Source organism: Niveispirillum sp. CC-CTL257, from assembly GCF_059489915.1.
In genome coordinates this window covers 3,044,078-3,062,585 of sequence record NZ_JCAJXE010000001.1, presented here as the reverse complement: position 1 = coordinate 3,062,585, position 18,508 = coordinate 3,044,078, and the positions used below count along the sequence as shown (strand labels likewise).

The following is an 18,508-nucleotide window of genomic DNA, read 5'->3' as shown; positions in this document are numbered from 1 at the left end:
CCTTCCGCTTCTGTTGAGAAATGAGAACCCCGCCGGTGCCGCCGGCGGGGTTTTTCATGTGGCGAGGACAATTCAGAGACTTGGCGGGTGCCATTGCTATGTTGTTCGCTAAACGGGTTATCGCCTGCCGGAGCGCGCCCGAATGACCCAACCCTTCCTGTTCACCCCCGCCAGTGCCATGGCCGCCATCGCGGGCCGGACGGGAATTCAGCGGTTTGAATATATGATCCGCCATGGCAGCATGAAGGCCGGACTTTATGCACCACAGGGCCGGGATGAACAGGGGCCGCACAAACAGGACGAGCTATATGTGGTTCTGACCGGCACCGGTACCTTTGAGAAGGCGGGGCAGGCACAGACCTTCGGCCCTGGCGATCTGATCTTTGTGGAAGCCAGGGCGGAGCATCGGTTCACCGGCTTCAGCGATGATTTCACCTGCTGGGCCATTTTCTGGGGACCCGACGGTGGTGAGCGCTGATGTCCTTCACATGCCTGCTTTGCCTGGATCGCTGATCAAGGGGCTTGCATCCGCCGCCGCTTTTGTCCATAAAGCCGGCCACCGCGACGGTCACCCAGACGCCGCGTACAGGTTTCGGGGCCATAGCTCAGCTGGGAGAGCGCTACAATGGCATTGTAGAGGTCAGCGGTTCGATCCCGCTTGGCTCCACCAAATCGAAAAGGCCTCGCTGGAAACGGCGGGGCCTTTGTCGTTTCCGGCCAGATTCAGATGACCGGTCCGGTTGCCGGCAAGGGGACGGGGCCACCGGCCCTGCTCACGGGGTTGCCCCCTTGCCGGCGGCTCCAGATGCTCCCCAGACAGCACCTGTCCGTTGCATTATCGCAAGTAAAAATCCTGGTTTGCGCATAAGTGGCCCCATGCCACTGAGCATGGGCGGCATTTGAACCGTTACATTCCTACCCCTATAAGTACCGGCCAGGGGCGTTACTTGGCTGTCGAAATCCCCCTGCCGAATGGATTAGCCAAAACGAATATGAATTCACGGATCGGCCCCAGGCCGGTCACGGTGAAGCCATGATCAGGCGCGTAAATCCACGAGACAGGGGCGGCAACCATCCTTTATGGATCGAAATAAAATGTCTGGTAGCTTGCGGGCGGGTACGCCCAATGACGATACACTGCTTTCACAGTCGCCGGGCGACACGCTGGCCGGCGGAGCTGGTGACGATATCTATGACATCCTGCATTACGGCACTAAGGTGCGGGAAGAGGCCAATGGCGGCTATGATGTCGTGGTCGCCCATATCGATTATGTCCTCCCCGATTTCGTGGAGGATCTGGCCATGGATTATGCCGCGCGCGGGCATATTCCTAATCCGGCCAGCGCCGGTGCCATCATCGGCATCGGGAACCGGCTGGACAATACCATTGGCGGCAATTCCCTGAACAATATCATCAAGGGCATGGCCGGCAATGACACGCTGCTGGGCAATGGTGGCGACGACAGCCTGGATGGCGGCGACGGCAACGACCTGCTGACGGGCGGGGCCGGCAATGACACGCTCTATGGCGGGGCCGGCAATGATGATCTGGCGGGCGGCCCCGGTGATGATGTCTTCTTCGGCGGCCCCGGTGACGACCGTATCTTCGGCAATGACGGTCTGGACGTCGTCCGCTATGAGGGACGTGTGGGTTTTGTCGGCGGTGACCATGGTTTTGTCCGCGACGGCAATGGCGGCATCACCATCACCAGCGTCAATGGCGACGGCACCGACACATTGACCGGCATCGAACTGGTCGTGTTCGGCCTGGACGTGCTGGTCAACAGCCTGCCCACGCCCGGCACGGCCCGTAACGGCTTTGACGAGAAGCTGTATCTGTCGATGAACGGCGATGTGGCTGCCGCCGTCCGTAGTGGCAACATCGCCAGCGGCCTGGAGCATTTCCGCCAGTTCGGGGAACGGGAAGGACGGGACCCCAACGCCCTGTTCGACACGGATTACTATCTGGCCAACAACAAGGATGTGGCCGCCGCCGTTGCACGCGGGCAGATCACGGCCTGGTCGCATTACAGCAATTATGGCTGGAAGGAAGGGCGCGATCCGTCGGCCTATTTCAATACCCGCGCCTATCTGGAGGCCAATGACGATGTCGGGGCCAGCGGCATGAACCCGCTGCTGCATTTCCTGCATATCGGTGCCGCCGATGGCCGGCTGGCCCAGCTGTCGAACAGCACGCTGGACTGGATCGGTTGATCCGAGTGCCCTGGCTTCCGTTTTCAAACGGGAGCCAGGGTGCCTGATCGGAAATGTAGATATCAATTTTGCAATTTTTTCAATAATGATACAAAAAGACCGTCAGAACCATAGAGATTCCTGAAATAAATAAGTCATGTTTCTATTATTTCCATTTGTAAAAAGCTGTTGATCATTTGCAAAAATGTGCAACATTCGCTTTACAGGGGTGATGATTGGCATGATCGGCCTTTCCAGGACGGGTGCCGGGCAGAGGGGTGCCACGGCGACCGGTCGCATGGAACGGCCCCGTCCGCCATTTCTTGAGAATTGACACATCATGTCTGCGACCACGCGGGCGGGAACGCCCAATGACGACTATCTCTATTCTGAATCACCCAAGGATACGCTGACCGGCGGTGCCGGCGACGACACCTATGACATCCTGCATTACGGCACCGTTATCCGTGAGGAAACGGGCGGCGGGCATGATCTGGTCATTGCCCATATCGATTTCGTGCTGCCCGATTTCGTGGAGGATCTCAGCCTGGAGTATGCTGATCGCGGCCATGTTCCAAACCCGGCCACCCGCGGCCCACTGGTGGGCATCGGCAATGCGCTGGATAACGCGATCCAGGGCAATGCGCTGAACAACACCCTGCGCGGCCTGGGCGGTGACGATGTCGTGAAGGCCGGCGGCGGCCATGATCTGGTCCTGGGCGGCACCGGTCACGATATGCTGCTGGGTGAAAGCGGTAATGACACCCTGATGGGTGAGGCCGGAAATGACGTGCTGAATGGCAGTTTCGGTGACGATATCCTGATCGCCGGCACGGGCGAGGATCGGTTGATCGGTGGTGACGGTCTGGACATCGCCTATTTCGACAGCCCGGCCAGTTCCTATCAGTTCACCTCGGCCAGCAGCAGCCAGGGCCAGTACATGGTCGTCAACACCAAGCTGCCGCAGTTCCAGGAAAGCGCCGATATTCGCGGTGTGGAGGTGGCGGTATTCGGCCTTGATGTGAAACTGCTGACCCCGATCACCCCCGGCACCGGCCCCGCCGGCTTTGACGAGGCTTTGTACCTGTCCCGCTATGGCGATGTCGCGGTGGCCGTGCGCAGCGGCGCCTTCGCCAGCGGCTGGGAGCATTTCCAGCGCTATGGTGAAAAGGAAGGGCGTGATCCCAACGCCCTGTTTGATGTCGATTACTATCTGGCGCAGTACAAGGACGTTGCCGCCAACGTGGCCCGTGGCGAGACCACGGCCTGGGCCCATTTCAACCAATATGGCTGGAAGGAAGGGCGCGACCCGTCGGCCCTGTTCAACACCAAGGCCTATCTGGCCGCGAATGAGGATGTGCAGGCCGGCGGCCTCAACCCCCTGCTGCATTTCCTGACCGTGGGTTCGACGGAGGGACGACTGGCCCAGATCGCCAATTCCGCCCTGGACTGGCTGGGCTGACATTCGACACCCGCGTCCTTTTGTCCCGTGACAGCGTTTGGTACGGGGCGTAGCAACGGGGAATGGCCGTGCCGCTGGATGGGCGGCCATTCCCTTCCCCGCGCAGCCGCTTTCGTTACAGGTGCGTCATGTATGTTGTTTATATGCTTCTGGGCATGCTGGTTGGCCTGCCCTTTGCCGGCGTCTTTTATTACGCCATCTGGATGTTCCTGACCGGCGGCGATGCCGGCGGCGGCGACAGCAGCCCCTTCTGATCCAATTGATGCGCCGGCTGATGGCCCTGATCGTGTCTTTTGCCGCCCTGGTCTCACCGGGTCTGGCGCAGGAGGCGCGCGCGCCAGGCGTCGCGGCGGATGACAGCCGCCAGATCATGGACATCGCCACCGCGCCCTGGAACAGCATCGCGCGGGTACAGACCAATATCGGCGGCAAATGCACCGGCACCGTGATCGGTGCCCGTCTGGTGCTGACCGCCGCCCATTGCCTGTACAATCCCCGCACCCGCCGCCTGCTGGAGGCGGGGTCTCTGCACATCCTGCTGGGGTATGAGCGGGGGGAATATAAAACCCACCTTACGGTCGACGCCCTGCATGTGCCCCCCGCCTATGACGGGGCAAGGCCAGGCGACAGCGTGCGTCATGACTGGGCCCTGCTGCGCCTGTCCGGCCCGGCCGACGTCCCCGCCCTGCCGCCCGCGCCCCGCGCCGCCGCACCGGGCGACAGTGTGGCCCTGGCGGGGTTCAGCCAGGACCGCGTGCATCTGCTGATGGCTGACCGTGATTGTGCCGTAACGGCGCAGGCGCGGCTGTCGGGGCCGGAAGGCCTTCTGATCTTCCATTCCTGTTCGGCCAGCCGGGGGACCAGCGGCGGGCCGCTGCTGGTGCGGATTGACGGGCAGTGGCGGGTCGGCGGCGTGAATGTCGGCATTACGGCCCAGGCCGGCAATCTTGCCATCTGGCCCCTGGGGCTGGATGCGGCTATCAAGGCGCTTTCCGTACCCTGACGGCGGGCAAGGCTTTCCCCGCATTGCGGAATTGGCCTATAGTCGCTGTAATGCCTTTTCCCACCGTCCGTGGAAAGAACCGCTGCCCATGCCCGACCCGATGTCCGGCGACGATCTCGACCGTTCCTCCATCCTGTCCGTCCCGGTGCAGGTGTCGGTCCGCCTGGGCCGCCGCCGACTTCGCATCAGTCAGCTGCTGCGCATGGGGGCGGGCGATGTGGTGGATCTGGAACGCGTGGTGGGCGACCCGGTCGATGTCTATGTCAATGACCGCATGGTGGCGCGGGGGGAACTGGTGGTGGTCGATGGCCGTCTGGGCCTGACCATCGTGGAGCTGATGCCTCAGGCCACGCGCGGGCGTGAACCGCTGGGCCCCGGCCCCGGTGAATGACCGGGGACGCCATGCATAATGCGTCCAAACGCATCCTGCTGATCGATCCCGATCCCACCTTATGCCAGAGTCTGGCCGAACAGCTGGCGCAGCAGGCGGGCCTGGGCGCCCTACCCGCCCCATCGGCGGAGGCGGCCCTTGCCATCCTGGCCGGTGACGGCGCCGATGCCGCCCTGCTGGATGGCGCGCTGGCCGGCGACGGTCTGATCCCGGCCCTGCGCGCGGGCGGCCTGACCGGGCCATTGATCCTGCTGCTGCCGCCGGGCATGGGCGTGCCGGCGGGCGCGGATGATCATCTGGATAAGCCCATCCGCCTTGGCACCCTTCTGGCCCGGCTGAAGGCGCTGCTGCGTCAGGCCGATGCCGTACAGGCGGCCACGGCGTCCGCCGTGCATATCGGCCCCTACCGGTTCCTGCCCACGGCCAAGCGGCTGGAAATGGGCAACGGCACCGCCATCCGTCTGACGGAAAAGGAAACCCAGATCCTGGATCATCTCTGTCGGCGCGGCGGCATGGCGGCGCGGCAGGATCTGCTGGATGCCGTCTGGGGCTATGGCACCGGGATCGATACCCATACGCTGGAAACCCATATCTACCGCCTGCGCCGCAAGATCGGGGCGGGTCCGGGCCGCGATCCCCTGCTGTTGCGGGTGGATGGCGGTTACCGCCTGACGCTGGAGCCTGTGCCGGCATGACGCTTCCTTCCCGCCGCGCCCTGCTGGCCCTTCTGGCCCTGTCGCCCCTTGCCGCCTGTTCATCGGGTCCCCGACCGGAGGATGAGGAAGGCTTGCCGCCTGACCTGCCACCCCTGCCAGCGGTGCGGCGCATCGTGCTATTCCATGCCAAAAGCGGGGAACGGGCCGATGTGGTCTATTTCTTCAACAATGCCTATGACCCGCGCGCCATGCAGAAGGTGGAACTGCTGTTGCGCGACCGGCGGACAGGGCAGGTGGGGCGCATCGACCCGCTGCTGATGGATTTCATGTTCGACCTGTTGCAGCGCACGGGCCTGCCGCCGTCGACAGAGGTGCAGGTGACGGACGGGTTCCGGTCTCAGGGCACCAATGAGGATCTTGTCCGCAACAATCCCAACGCGGCGCGCGAAAGCTATCACCTGCAAGGCCGCGCCATGGATTTCAAGGTGCCGCTGCTGCCCGGCCCGGCCCTGGCCGAAATTGCGAAAACCATGCAGCGGGGCGGGGCCGCCTATTATCCTTCGACCGGCCATACCCATATTGATACGGGGCCCAACCGCACCTGGAAAACGCGATGAGGCGCTGGCTGCTTGCGCTTGCCATTTTGCTGCCGCTGACCGGGTGCAAACCGGTCCTCACGTCGCGCGTGCCCATCCTGCCCACCGGTGATGCGCTGCCCGCCGGCGCGGTCCCCCGCGACCTGCCCACCGGCACCGGTGATACGTTGACCGTCACCGAGGAAAAGATGCGGGTGGGCCTGCGCTATCTGGTCAGCGCGCCGGGCGGTCGCGTCGGCTCCATCGCGTTTGAACCCGTGCCCGACATTCCACTGACCCGGATCATGGTGCCGGGCGGGGAGGCGCGCGCTGTCTTCCTGGCCCAGGGCCGCGTGACCCAGGCGGGGCTGGAACGGCTGCTGCACGGCACCCGCCACGCCAAGGATCTGGCCCGCACCCTGACGGAAGGGGTGGGCAATGCCGAGGAACGGTACCTCTTTGCCTTCTTCGCCCTGATGCGCCAGGGCACGGATGCCCCACGTCTGGCCCTGGTGCAGTGCGGGGCCAGCCATTCCGGCCAGGAACCCATCGCCAAGGCGTTGCAGGCCCAGGCCGCGCGCCAGGGCCTGAAACTGGACGCCGATGGCGACCTGATCCGCCTGCCCAACCGCGACCTGGCCCTGTCGGTGCTGTTCCAGGGCCTGCGCGACGCCCTGGCCGCCGGCGATTGCCGCGCCGACCTGCCGCTGCAACTGCCTGATCTGTGATTGCGCCCTACCCCATTTGAAGCTGTTTTCGGGTGACCGAAAACAGCGTCGGCAGCGACTGCTGCCGCGCGGCACGTGCCGCGCAAGCCAAGCTGCGAATGCAGCGCCGGCGATTGAGGAACTCAAAAGTTTGCACTGGTGACCGCCATTCGGACCGTGTGGTGGCGCGCTTCATGTGGTAGGGATACGGCGACCGGCTGCCCATTCCTGGGGGCCGGGCCTGGTGCATGCGGAATGGAACTGGTCAGGCCATGACGATGATGAGCGGCACCCCGGCCATCGTGCCGGAGGTGGGGCGCAGCCCCGATCCCGCAGCCGGCGCGCGGCGCCTGCTGGCGCGGTTGCGCGATGTCATGGCGGGCAGCGGGTCCGCGCAGGACCGGCTCGACAAGATCGTGATGACCATCGCCCATGAAATGACGGCGGACGTGTGCTCCTGCTACGTCATGCGGGCGGGCGAAGTTTTGGAACTGTTCGCCACCATCGGTCTGAACCCGGACGCTGTCCACAAGACCCGCATGCGGGTGGGCGAGGGTCTGATCGGCGATGTGGCGGCGCATTCCCGCCCCATCGCACTGGCCAATGCGCCCAGCCATCCCAATTTCGCCTATCGCCCAGAGACGGGGGAAGACCCGTTCAACGGCTTCCTGGCCGTTCCCATCCTGCGCGGGGGCCGCGTGCGCGGCGTGCTGGCCATCCAGCACAAGGACCGCCGGGATTATGACGAACAGGAAGTGGAGACGCTGCAGACCATCGCCATGATCGTGGCGGAGCTGGTGGTCGTGGGCGAACTGGTCGATAGCCGCGAATTGTCGGTGGTCAATGATCTGGTCCTGCTGCCGTCGCGCGTGGAAGGCACCAGCCTGAACCGGGGCGTCGGCATGGGCGTGGCCGTCCTGCACCGGCCACAGCTGACCATCCGCCAGATGGTGGCCGATGACCCAGAGGCGGAGCTGGCACGCCTGAAAGAGGCCGTGACCAGCATGCATTCGGCCATCGATCAGATGCTGATTGCGGTGGGCGAAAGCGACAGCGAACATGCGGAGATCATGCAGACCTACCGCATGGTCGCCGCCGACCGTGGCTGGCTGAACCGCATCCGGGAGGCGATCCGGTCGGGCCTGACGGCGGAAGCGGCCGTGCAGCGTGTGCAGGATGACAATTCCGCCCGCATGGCGCAGGTGGCCGATCCCTATATCCGCGACCGTCTGCTGGACCTGAACGACATCACCAACCGGCTGTTGCAGCATCTGGCCGGAAAGCCTGCCGTGGCGACGGGCGGCACCCTGCCGGATGAATTCATCCTGGTGGCCCGCAATCTGGGTCCGGCCGAACTGCTGGATTATGACCGCCGCCGCCTGCGTGGCCTGGTGTTGGAGGAAGGGTCGGCCTACTCCCATGTCGCCATCGTGGCCCGTGCGCTGGATATTCCCGTCGTGGGTCAGGCCGCCGACATCCTGCGCCGGGTGGAGCCGCTGGATTTCCTGATCGTCGATGGCGACAATGGTCAGGTCTTCGTGCGCCCCGCCGATGATATCCAGGCCGTCTTCGCCGCCAGCCTCGCCGCCCGTCAGCGCCGGCAGGCCGAATATGCAAGGCTGCGCGAACTGCCCGCCGTCACACGTGACGGGCAGGACGTGAAGCTGATGCTGAATTGCGGGCTGCTGATCGACCTGCCGCATCTGAAGACGACGGGGGCGGACGGGGTCGGCCTGTACCGCACCGAAATCCCCTTCATGGTCCGCCCCTCCTATCCGGACGTGGCGACGCAGTTCGAGAATTACAGCAAGGTGCTGGAGGAAGCGGGCGGCCTGCCCGTCAATTTCCGCACCCTGGATGTGGGCGGCGACAAGACCCTGCCCTATTTCCCGGAACTGGGGGAAGAGAACCCGGCCCTTGGCTGGCGCGCCATCCGCATCGGTCTGGACCGGCCGTCGATGCTGCGCAAGCAGCTGCGCGCCATGCTGATGGCGGGGGCGGGCCGCGATGTGCGGATCATGTTCCCCATGGTCGCCACTGTCGCCGAATTCATCCAGGCTCGCCGCATCCTGGACCTGGAGGTCAAGCGTCTGAAGGATGGCGGACATCCAGGTCCAACCGACCTGAAAGTTGGGGTGATGATGGAGGTGCCGGCCCTGCTGTTCCAGCTGGACGCCCTGCTGCCCCTGGTCGATTTCATGTCGGTCGGGTCGAATGACATGTTGCAGTACCTGTTCGCCAGCGACCGCGGCAATCCCATGATGAATAACCGCTACGACCTGCTGTCGCCGGCCCTGCTGCGCGTGCTGAAGATGCTGGTCGAAAAATGCGGGGAGGCGGGGGTTACCCTATCACTGTGCGGGGAAATGGCCAGCAAGCCCCTGGACGCCATGGCCCTGCTGGGTGTCGGCATGCGCCATCTTTCCATGTCGGCCCCCGCCTTTTTCGAGGTGAAAAGCATGCTGCGCTCGCTGCATGTCGGTGATCTGGCCGCCTATATGGATCAGCTCTACCACCTGCCGGTCCGCACCCTGCGGCCCTATCTGAAGGCCTATGCCGCCGATCATGGTGTCCGCTTGGGGTAGGGCCAAACCCCGGGCGGGTGGGTTGCGCAAACCCATCCCCGGTTGCTAAGAGAAATAGCGTAAAGAACAGGGTCAAAGCCGGCGGGGAACCATGGGCGACCAGTACGGACGACAGCAGGATATGCGTGACATGCGCCAGGGCGGTGCCGGTTCGGCGGCAGCGGAGACCGACGCACACCCCGCCCATCCGCCCGGCCCCCGTCATGTCGGTGAGGCGCTGAAGGCCCGGCGCGAGGCGCTGGGCTACAGCCTGCCCGATCTGGCCGCCAATCTGCGCATTCGCCTGAACTTCCTGGAAGCGATTGAGGAGGGGCGCTGGGGCGACCTGCCCGGCCATGCCTATTCCACGGGCTTCCTGCGTTCCTACGCGCAGATCGTGGGGCTGGACCCCGGTGCTGTTCTGCTGCGGTTCCGGCAGGATGCGGCGGGGCATGAACCGGCGCCGGAACTTTACTTCCCCGAACCCGTGAATGAAAGCCGCGTGCCCGGCGGGGCCGTGCTGCTGATCTCCGCCCTGCTGGCGCTGGGTGTCTATGGCGGCTGGTATGTGCTGTCGGCGGCGGATCGCTCGGTGGGCGATCTGGTCCCGGCCCTGCCGGAACGCCTGTCCAAGCTGATCTATGGCGATGGCACTGTTGTGGAGCCACCACCCACGCCGACACCCGTCCTGAACCAGGGGCAGGTGGAAGCGCTTGTCGATGCCGCCCCGCCATCAGCACCGGAGGTCGGGTCGGCCACCACAACCGGCCTGCCCGCTGCCCAGCCCGCCCCTGCTGCTACCGACGCTGGCACCCCCTTGCCCGCCACCGACACCACACCCGTGGCCCAGGGCCCGGCGACGGAAGAGGATAGCGAGGTGCCACAGCTGCCCGACCTGGGCCAGGCCCCCGCCCCGACCACCGCCCCCGAACCCGCCACGCCGGACGTGGAGCCGGTGGCCGCCGGAGAGGTATCGGGCACGCCCGCCGCCCCCGCCGCCAACGCCCCGCCCGCCACCACCGAACAGGTGGTGCCCACAGGCCGCGTCTTCGGTCTGGCGGAAGGCAAGGTCCGCGTCACCATCCGCGCCGTGGAAGACAGCTGGATTGAGGTACGCGACGGCAAGGGCACGCTCTGGGCCTCGCGCGTGCTGCGCCGGGGCGATCTGTTCCGCGCCCCCGACGTGCCCGGCATGGTGCTGAACACCGGCAATGCCGGCGGCCTTGTCGTGTCCCTCGATGGTCGCGACCTTGCTCCGCTGGGTGCGAAGTCCCAGGTATTGCGCAGCGTCCCCCTGGCACCGGAAGCGCTGGCGGGGCGGTAATCCCGACCAACGAAACACACATCTGTCCTCGAAGGTTCACTCATGAGCCCCAACCACGACCCCGCCGCCCACCGCCCCTGGCGTCAGATTCAGCGCCGCAAGTCGCGACAGATCCGGGTCGGGTCGGTGCTGGTGGGCGGCGATGCACCGATTACCGTCCAGACCATGACCAACACGTCCACGGCGGATGCCAAGGCCACCATCGAACAGGTCCGGCGGGCGGAAGAGGCGGGGGCCGATATTGTCCGCGTCTCCTGCCCGGATGAGGACAGCACGGCGGCCCTGGGCGAGATTGTGCGCGCCGCACAGGTGCCCATCGTGGCCGACATCCATTTCCATTATCGCCGCGCGATTGAGGCGGCGAAGGCGGGTGCCGCCTGCCTGCGAATCAATCCCGGCAATATCGGTTCGGCGGAACGGGTACGGGAGGTGGTGCAGGCCGCCAAGGACCATGGCTGCTCCATGCGCATCGGCGTCAATGCCGGCAGCCTGGAACGCGAACTGCTGGAACGCTATGGCGAACCCTGCCCGGAAGCGCTGGTCGAAAGCGCTTTGACCCACGCCAAGATCCTGGAAGATCATGACTTTCGGGAGTTCAAGATCTCGGTGAAGGCATCCGACGTCTTCCTGGCTGTCGCCGCTTATCAGGGGCTGGCGGAGGCCTGCGACTACCCGCTGCATATCGGCATCACGGAGGCGGGGGGCCTGCGGGCCGGCACCGTCAAATCCTCCATCGGGCTGGGCATGCTGCTCTGGTCGGGCATCGGCGATACGATCCGCGTCTCCCTTTCCGCCGATCCGGTGGAAGAGGTGAAGGTCGGGTATGAGATGCTGAAAAGTCTGGGCCTGCGCCGCCGGGGCGTCACCGTCATCTCCTGCCCCTCCTGCGCGCGCCAGCAGTTCGACGTGATCAAGACGGTGGAGGTGCTGGAAGAGCGTCTCGCTCATATCACCACCCCGCTGACCGTCTCTGTCATCGGCTGTGTCGTGAATGGGCCGGGGGAGGCGACCATGACCGATATCGGCTTCACCGGCGGCGGCAAGGGCACGCATCAGGTCTATCTGGGCGGCGTCCCGGCCCACCGCCTGAAGGACGAGGCCATTGTCGACCATCTGGTGAAGCTGGTCGAAGCAAAGGCCGCCGAGGTCGCGGCGGCGACGGTTTAACCCGTCACCACCGCCATTTACCGCCGCCGCCTTGGCGGCTTCGGCATATCCATGCCCGACGGTTCGGCCTCTGCCCGTTCCCGCCTTCGTTCGGGGCGGCCCCGGCGCGACGCTCCCGTGCCCGACCCGCGCCCGCCCGGCATCTCCGTCCCGTCCGGGTTCAGCAGGCGGAAAACCATCGACCCGGTGATGGCGTCCGCCTCCATCAGGCGGATTTTCACTCGCTCACCCAGCTTGAACACACGGCGGTGCCGGCGGCCCAGCAGGCAGTGATGCACCTCGTCATGGTCATAGAAATCATCGGGCAGGGTGGAAACCGGCACAATCCCATCCGCGCCCGTTTCATCCAGGCTGACAAACAGCCCGAAATTGGAGACACCGCTGATCTTGCCGCTGAAGGTCGCCCCCACCCGATCGGCCAGATATGAAGCGACATAGCGGTCCAGGGCGTCCCGTTCCGCATCCGCCGCGCGCCGTTCGGTGCCGGATATCTGCTCCCCGATCTTGTCCAGCTTGCCCATCTCCTCATCGCTGAGGCCGCCATCCCCCAGATGATAGGCGCGGACCAAGGCCCGATGCACGATCAGGTCGGCATAGCGGCGGATCGGGCTGGTGAAATGGGCGTAGCGTTCAAGCGCCAGACCGAAATGGCCGATATTGTCGGGCTGGTACACGGCCTGCGCCTGGGACCGCAGGATGACCGTGCTGATCATCTCTGACTCCGGCGTATCCTTGGCCTTGTCCAGGATGTTGGTGAAGGCGGCAGGCCGCATCACCGTGCCCTTCGCCAGGTTATAGCCCAGCGTCTTCAGGAACTCGCGCAGCGGTTCCAGCTTGTCCAGCGCCGGTTCGGCATGGACACGATAGAGCAGGGGAGTGTCTCGCACCTCCAGCGCCTCTGCCGCCGCGACATTGGCGGCGATCATGAATTCCTCGATCAGGCGGTGGCTGTCGAACCGGGCACGCACCCCGATTTCCGCCACCTTGCCATCCTCCCCAATCCGCACCTTGCGTTCGGGCAGATCCAGTTCCAGCGTCCCGCGCTTGGCCCGCGCCTGCGCCAGCACTTCATAGGCGCCATAGAGCGGGCGGATGACCGGGTCCAGCAGCGGACCCGTCAGATCATCGGGCGCGCCGTCGAACGCTTCCTGCACCTGTTCATAGGTCAGCCTTGCGGCAGAGCGCATCAGGCCACGCACGAACCGGTGCCGCTTAATCCGGCCTGACGCGTCGATCCAGATATGGACGGCCAGACAGGCGCGGTTGACGCCGGGCTTCAGGCTGCACAGCTCGTTCGACAGCGCCTCTGGCAGCATGGGTACGACGCGGTCGGGGAAGTAGCAGCTATTGCCCCGCTCCAGCGCCGATTTGTCCAGCGGACTGCCCGGTGTGACATAGGCGGACACGTCGGCAATGGCGACCAGCAGGTGCCAGCCGCCCGCATTATTGGGGTCCGTATCCTTTTCCGCGAACACGGCATCGTCGAAATCGCGCGCATCGGCCCCATCGATGGTGACCAGCGGGATATCGCGCAGGTCGGTGCGGCCCGACAGGGTGGGTTCCGTCGCGGCCTCCGCCTGTTCAATGGCGGCGGGCGGGAAATGCACCGGGATGCCGTACTGATGGATGGCGATCAGGCTGATGGCCTTGGGCTGGTCAATCCCGCCCAGCACCTCCACCACCCGCGCCTGCTTCAGGCCATGGCGGGAGGAGGGCAGAACCTCCGCCACCACCAGATCGCCAGGGGCGGCATCCATGGCATTCTGGGGCAGGATCACGAATTCCGCCTTGGCCCGCCGGTCGGCGGGGCGCAGGCGGCCGCCATCGGGGCCCAGCTCATAGACGCCCACCATCTGCGCGGTCTGATCCCCGCCCAGCTTCTTGATGGTCCGCCCCTCATACAGGTCATCACGGATGCGGGCCAGCCGGGCCAGGGCGCGGTCCCCCTCGCCCAGGCTCGGGCTGCCACGGCGTTCCGGCTTCATGATGATGCGCGGCGGTTCCCGGTCGGGATCGGACCAGTTCAGGGGCCGGGCGATCAGCTCCCCATCGCCATCCAAGCCCGTCACAATCACCACGCCCACGGGCGGCAGGCTGGCCGGCGGGGCCAGACGGCGGCGCCCGCCCTTCTCAATGGTTCCATCCCCTTCCAGGTCGCGCAGCAACTCCTTCAGCGCGACACGGTCATCGCCATTGATGTGAAAGGCGCGCGCGATTTCCCGCTTGCCCACCGGATAGGGGCTTTCCCGGATGAATTCCAGGACCTGCTCCTTGGTGGGGAAGGGGGCTTCTTTCTTGGGATTTTTCAAGGGGATGATGTCCGCGTGTACAAGATGGGCTGAAGGCAAAAAAATAGGCGAGACGCCGATAGGTTCCTTCAAGAGGAATCAGCGTTCGCCTATTCTATTCCTCGTGGTGTAACAGGGGGCGGATTGGCCCCCCCGCCACACAGGAGCGAGAAGGATGCTTACCGAAACTAAGCAACCCCGTTCCATAGAACTGGTGTTCAAAGGCTTCGGCATCAGCCTGCGCCTTGTGATCCGGTTCTAAGGGGAAGCCGGGACAGTTGGCCCTGTCCTAGCAACCTTCCTGAATATAAGCCCGCCGCCGCCATCTGACAACGGACCGAATCGCTTACCCCGCCTCAGCTATAGCGCTGTTCGGTCCAGGGATCACCCTCATTGTGGTAGCCGCGTTCTTCCCAGAAGCCGGGCCGGTCTTCGGCCACGAATTCGATACGGTTCACCCACTTGGCCGACTTCCAGAAATAGAATTTCGGGATGATCACCCGCACCGGCCCGCCATGTTCGGTCGTGATCGGCTTACCTTCCCAGCTATGGGCCAGCAGCACGTCTGCATCATCGAACACGGACAGCGCCACATTGGTCGTGTAGCCATCATAGGAATGGAAGACGATGTGCTTTGCTTCCGGCAGCGGCTTGACCGTCTCCAGGATATGCTTGGCCGATACGCCCTCCCAGTGATTGTCATAGCGTGACCAGGCCGTGACGCAGTGGATGTCCGACACGTCCGTAAAGGGTGGCTGGCTTTTGAACTGCGCCCAGCCCCAGCTCGTGGGATGGGCCACCAGCCCGTCAATGGTCAGTTCCCACTGATCCAGTGCGATCTCCGGCTGAATGCCCAGATCCAGCACGGGCCAGTTCTTCACCTCCCGCTGGCCGGGGGGCAAACGGTCGGCGCGGGGGGCGGCCGTACCCGTCATCAGGCGGCCTTCCTCGGCCCATTTCTGCTTGGCATCAACCAGCTTGGCGTTGGGCGGGCTTTCGGGCGTGTCGGCGGGGGGCATGGATGGTCCGTGACTTGGTTGGATTGCTTTGCCAGATACATAGCGCGACCGGCGGGCGGGGACGAGGGGTGTTGCGCACATGGCCATTCCCCATGGAACATCGGGCCAGGATTGCTATGTTGGGTGTCGCAACCCGTTCGGTTTTCGGAACAAAAGGCCCGACCTGCCCATGCAGACCCGCCCGATCCGTCTTCTCCTCTCCTGCCTGCTGATGGCGCTGGCCGTGCTGGCGGCCTCTCCCACCCCTGCGCAGGATGCGGCCCCCGCCACGGAGAAGCCCAGCGCCGCCGAGGTTGACCGGCTGATCACCACACTGGAGGACCCAGCCAAGCGCGAGGCGCTGCTGGCGCAGTTAAAGGCGTTGAAGGCGGTGGATAAGCCAGCGGCGGCGCCGGAAACCATGGGCAGCCGCGTGTTGAACACCCTGTCTGACCGGATCGACCTGTTCAGCCAGCAGGTGGCCGCCGCCAGCCGCGCCGTCATCGACGCGCCACACGCCATCCGCTGGCTGAACCAGCAGATGGTGGACCCTGCCAAGCGTGACGCCTGGATCCTGCTGGCCCTGCATCTGGCCGGCATCATCGGCGGCGGCTATGCCGCGCGCTTTGTCATGATCTGGCTGCTGGCCCGGCCACGGGCGGCCTTGGGTGCGCGCCTGCCCGGCGGACTTCTGGCCAAGCTTCTGCTGCTGCTGGCCCGGCTGGTCATCGATCTGCTGCCTATGGCGGCCTTTGCTCTGGCCGGGTTCGGCCTGCTGTCGGCGACAGAGGCACCGCGTGCCGTGCGGCTGGCCTCACTGATCATCCTGAATGCCAGCCTGATCGTACAGGGCGTGCTGGTGGCAAGCCGGGTACTGCTGTCACCGGCCTGTTCCAACCTGCGACTGGCCCGCGTCACGGATGAGACGGCAGCTTATCTGATGATCTGGATTCGCCGCATCACCATCATCGGTGTCTACGGCTATTTCGTGGGTGAGGCGATGCGCGTGCTGGGCCTGCCCGCCACGCCGCATGCCGCATGGTTGAAGCTGGTCGGCTTGCTGGTCACCGCTATGCTGATCGTCCTGATCCTGCAAAACCGCGACGCAGTGGCCCAGACCCTGCGCGGCCAGCCTTCATCCGATCCTGATAACCGCGACAAGGCGTTACGCGATGTCCTGGCCGGTGAAGCGTCGGGGGACGAGCCCTTGCTTGGCCCAAGCCCGGCACAGGCCCGCCGTCTGGCCGCCCTGTCGCTGGTCCGCCAAAGGCTGGCCGATGTCTGGCATATCCTGGCCATCCTCTATCTGGGGGCCGTCTATCTGATCTGGGCGCTGGAAATTGCCGGCGGGTTTGATTTCGTGCTGCGTGCCACCCTGGTCACGGGTGCCGTCCTGATCGTGTCGCGTCTGCTTTCCGAAGGGCTGGACCGGCTGGTGGATCAGGGGCTGAAGGTACCCGACGATGTGCGCACCGCCTATCCGGGCCTGGAGGAACGGGCCAACCGGTACCTGCCCTTCCTGCGCCGGGTAGCGCAGGTGGTGCTGGCCCTGTTCACCCTGCTGCTGCTGTTGCAGGCCTGGGGGGCCGATGCCCTGTCCTGGCTGGGCTCCGACCTGGGGCAGCGGGTGGCCTCCAGCGCCATCACCATTCTGGTGGTACTGACCCTGGCCCTGGTGATCTGGGAAATGGTCAATGGCGCCATCCTGCGCTACCTGAACGCCACCGACGACCAGGGCGTGCGGCTGGTGCGCAGCGCCCGGATGCGTACCCTGCTGCCACTGCTGCGCAATGCCCTGACCATCTTCCTGCTCACCATGGCCGGGCTGATCGTGCTGTCAGAGATGGGGGTGAATATCGCACCGCTGCTGGCGGGTGCCGGCGTCATCGGTCTGGCTGTCGGCTTCGGGGCGCAGACCCTGGTCAAGGATGTGATCACCGGCCTGTTCATCCTGATCGAGGATACGATCAGTGTTGGAGACACCGTCACTGTCGGCGGCTTGTCTGGTGGGGTGGAGGCCATGTCCATCCGGTCCATCCGCCTGCGCGGCTATGATGGGGCTGTCCACACCATCCCATTCAGTTCGGTGACTACCATCACCAACTCCACCAAGGATTTCAGCTTCTATGTCCTGAACGTCACCGTCGATTATGCGGTGGATACGGACAAGGTGGTGGCCGTGCTGAGGGATATCGGGGCGCAGATGCAGGCGGAGCCGGACTATGGCGGCAATATCCTGGGGCCGGTCGAAATCGCGGGCGTCGATGCGTTCCAGGACAGCGCCGTCCTGGTCAAGGGCCGCATCCGGACACGCGCGGGTCAGCAATGGGCCGTGGGCCGTGAGTTCAACCGCCGCATGAAGAAGCGGTTCGACGCCGAGGGCATCACCATTCCCTTCCCGCAGCAGGTGTTGCATATCAGTTCCGGTTCAAGCGCCGTCGCCAATCCCTTCACGGCTGGCATGGATGGTGCCTCACGCACGGATGCATGATGATCTCCACCCAGACCCTGGCCCTTTTCCTGACCACCTGCTTCTTCCTGTCGGCCACGCCCGGCCCCAACATGCTCTCTGCCCTGTCCATGGGCATGCGCCATGGGCTGGTGGGGGCGGCCTGGGGCGGGATCGGCATGTGCCTGTCGTTGGGCCTGCTGGCCGGCCTGTCGGCGCTGGGAGCGGGGGTGCTGTTGAAAACCTCGCCCGTGGCCTTCACCCTCTTCAAATGGGTGGGGGTTGCCTATCTTACCTGGCTGGGGGTTCAGGCTTGGCGGGCACCCATCCGGGATGAAACGGCGGATGTCGATGCCGCCGCCAAGGCCGGGCCTGATCGGCGCGGACATCTGGGCCTGCTGGGCCAGGGCCTGTTCATCACCCTGTCCAACCCCAAGGCCCTGGTCTTCATGGCCGCCTTCTTCCCGCAATTCATCGATCCAGAACGACCGATGGCACCACAGCTGACCATCCTGGTCATCGGCATGCTGATCATCGAATTCGGCTGGATCATGACCTATGCTGTCGGCGGCAAGGGTTTGGCCCTGCGCCTGACGGGCCCGGTGGCGCAGGCTTGGCTGAACCGGATGACGGGCATCCTGCTGATCGGTGCCGGCCTGCTGCTGGCCATGGCATCGCTGTAACCATATGCAGGGTCGGGATTGCTGACTTTCCGGCCCGTTCCTGCTATC

16 protein-coding genes and 1 tRNA gene are annotated in these 18,508 nt (G+C 64.9%); 15 read left to right on the top strand and 2 right to left on the bottom strand.

All coding sequences use genetic code 11. The features are described from left to right. The first annotated feature begins 142 nt into the window (after positions 1-142). The 13 genes from ABC729_RS14365 (at position 143) to ispG (ending at position 12,042) form a co-directional block, all read left to right on the top strand. On the top strand, positions 143-478 hold the full coding sequence (locus tag ABC729_RS14365; RefSeq protein WP_495608234.1) for a cupin domain-containing protein: 336 nt from the start codon (positions 143-145) through the stop codon (positions 476-478). A 116-nt stretch (positions 479-594) separates the two neighbouring features. Continuing rightward, a tRNA-Ala gene (locus ABC729_RS14360) sits at positions 595-670 on the top strand. Between the two features lie 425 nt (positions 671-1,095). Further along, on the top strand, positions 1,096-2,214 hold the full coding sequence (locus ABC729_RS14355) for a calcium-binding protein (RefSeq protein ID WP_495608233.1): 1,119 nt from the start codon (positions 1,096-1,098) through the stop codon (positions 2,212-2,214). A gap of 319 nt (positions 2,215-2,533) precedes the next feature. Beyond that, on the top strand, positions 2,534-3,655 hold the full coding sequence (locus tag ABC729_RS14350) for a calcium-binding protein (RefSeq protein WP_495608232.1): 1,122 nt from the start codon (positions 2,534-2,536) through the stop codon (positions 3,653-3,655). A 128-nt stretch (positions 3,656-3,783) separates the two neighbouring features. Then, positions 3,784-3,909, top strand: a complete 126-nt coding sequence (locus tag ABC729_RS14345) for a hypothetical protein (protein WP_495608231.1) — start codon at positions 3,784-3,786, stop codon at positions 3,907-3,909. An 8-nt stretch (positions 3,910-3,917) separates the two neighbouring features. Continuing rightward, complete coding sequence (locus tag ABC729_RS14340; RefSeq protein ID WP_495608230.1) at positions 3,918-4,658, top strand: trypsin-like serine peptidase; 741 nt, start codon at positions 3,918-3,920, stop codon at positions 4,656-4,658. 88 nt (positions 4,659-4,746) lie between these two features. Continuing rightward, the gene (gene fliN, locus ABC729_RS14335) at positions 4,747-5,049 is read left to right on the top strand and encodes a flagellar motor switch protein FliN (protein ID WP_054168127.1); all 303 of its coding nucleotides are present in this window, start codon (positions 4,747-4,749) and stop codon (positions 5,047-5,049) included. Between the two features lie 11 nt (positions 5,050-5,060). Further along, entirely contained in the window at positions 5,061-5,744 is a 684-nt protein-coding gene (locus ABC729_RS14330; protein ID WP_495608229.1) for a response regulator transcription factor, read from the top strand. Beyond that, complete coding sequence (locus ABC729_RS14325; RefSeq protein ID WP_495608228.1) at positions 5,741-6,322, top strand: YcbK family protein; 582 nt, start codon at positions 5,741-5,743, stop codon at positions 6,320-6,322. The genes ABC729_RS14330 and ABC729_RS14325 overlap by 4 nt, the downstream gene beginning before the upstream one ends. Continuing rightward, the gene (locus tag ABC729_RS14320) at positions 6,319-7,008 is read left to right on the top strand and encodes a hypothetical protein (protein WP_495608227.1); all 690 of its coding nucleotides are present in this window, start codon (positions 6,319-6,321) and stop codon (positions 7,006-7,008) included. The genes ABC729_RS14325 and ABC729_RS14320 overlap by 4 nt, the downstream gene beginning before the upstream one ends. Before the next feature lie 260 nt (positions 7,009-7,268). Next, positions 7,269-9,572, top strand: coding sequence for a phosphoenolpyruvate--protein phosphotransferase (gene ptsP / locus ABC729_RS14315; protein WP_495608685.1), 2,304 nt, complete (start codon positions 7,269-7,271; stop codon positions 9,570-9,572). A 91-nt stretch (positions 9,573-9,663) separates the two neighbouring features. Further along, the gene (locus tag ABC729_RS14310; RefSeq protein WP_495608226.1) at positions 9,664-10,875 is read left to right on the top strand and encodes a helix-turn-helix domain-containing protein; all 1,212 of its coding nucleotides are present in this window, start codon (positions 9,664-9,666) and stop codon (positions 10,873-10,875) included. 42 nt (positions 10,876-10,917) lie between these two features. Continuing rightward, positions 10,918-12,042, top strand: coding sequence for a flavodoxin-dependent (E)-4-hydroxy-3-methylbut-2-enyl-diphosphate synthase (gene ispG, locus ABC729_RS14305; RefSeq protein ID WP_495608225.1), 1,125 nt, complete (start codon positions 10,918-10,920; stop codon positions 12,040-12,042). Between the two features lie 17 nt (positions 12,043-12,059). On the opposite strand, the gene rnr is transcribed toward ispG, so the two are convergent. Together rnr and ABC729_RS14295 are read right to left on the bottom strand one after the other, a co-directional pair. Then, positions 12,060-14,351, bottom strand: a complete 2,292-nt coding sequence (gene rnr, locus ABC729_RS14300; RefSeq protein WP_495608224.1) for a ribonuclease R — start codon at positions 14,349-14,351, stop codon at positions 12,060-12,062. A 335-nt stretch (positions 14,352-14,686) separates the two neighbouring features. Then, positions 14,687-15,349, bottom strand: a complete 663-nt coding sequence (locus ABC729_RS14295; protein WP_495608223.1) for a sulfite oxidase-like oxidoreductase — start codon at positions 15,347-15,349, stop codon at positions 14,687-14,689. Between the two features lie 169 nt (positions 15,350-15,518). Between ABC729_RS14295 and ABC729_RS14290 the strand changes: the two genes are divergently transcribed. Both ABC729_RS14290 and ABC729_RS14285 read left to right on the top strand, forming a co-directional pair. Then, the gene (locus ABC729_RS14290) at positions 15,519-17,819 is read left to right on the top strand and encodes a mechanosensitive ion channel domain-containing protein (RefSeq protein ID WP_495608222.1); all 2,301 of its coding nucleotides are present in this window, start codon (positions 15,519-15,521) and stop codon (positions 17,817-17,819) included. Beyond that, complete coding sequence (locus tag ABC729_RS14285) at positions 17,816-18,460, top strand: LysE family translocator (RefSeq protein WP_495608221.1); 645 nt, start codon at positions 17,816-17,818, stop codon at positions 18,458-18,460. The genes ABC729_RS14290 and ABC729_RS14285 overlap by 4 nt, the downstream gene beginning before the upstream one ends. Positions 18,461-18,508: the final 48 nt, after the last annotated feature.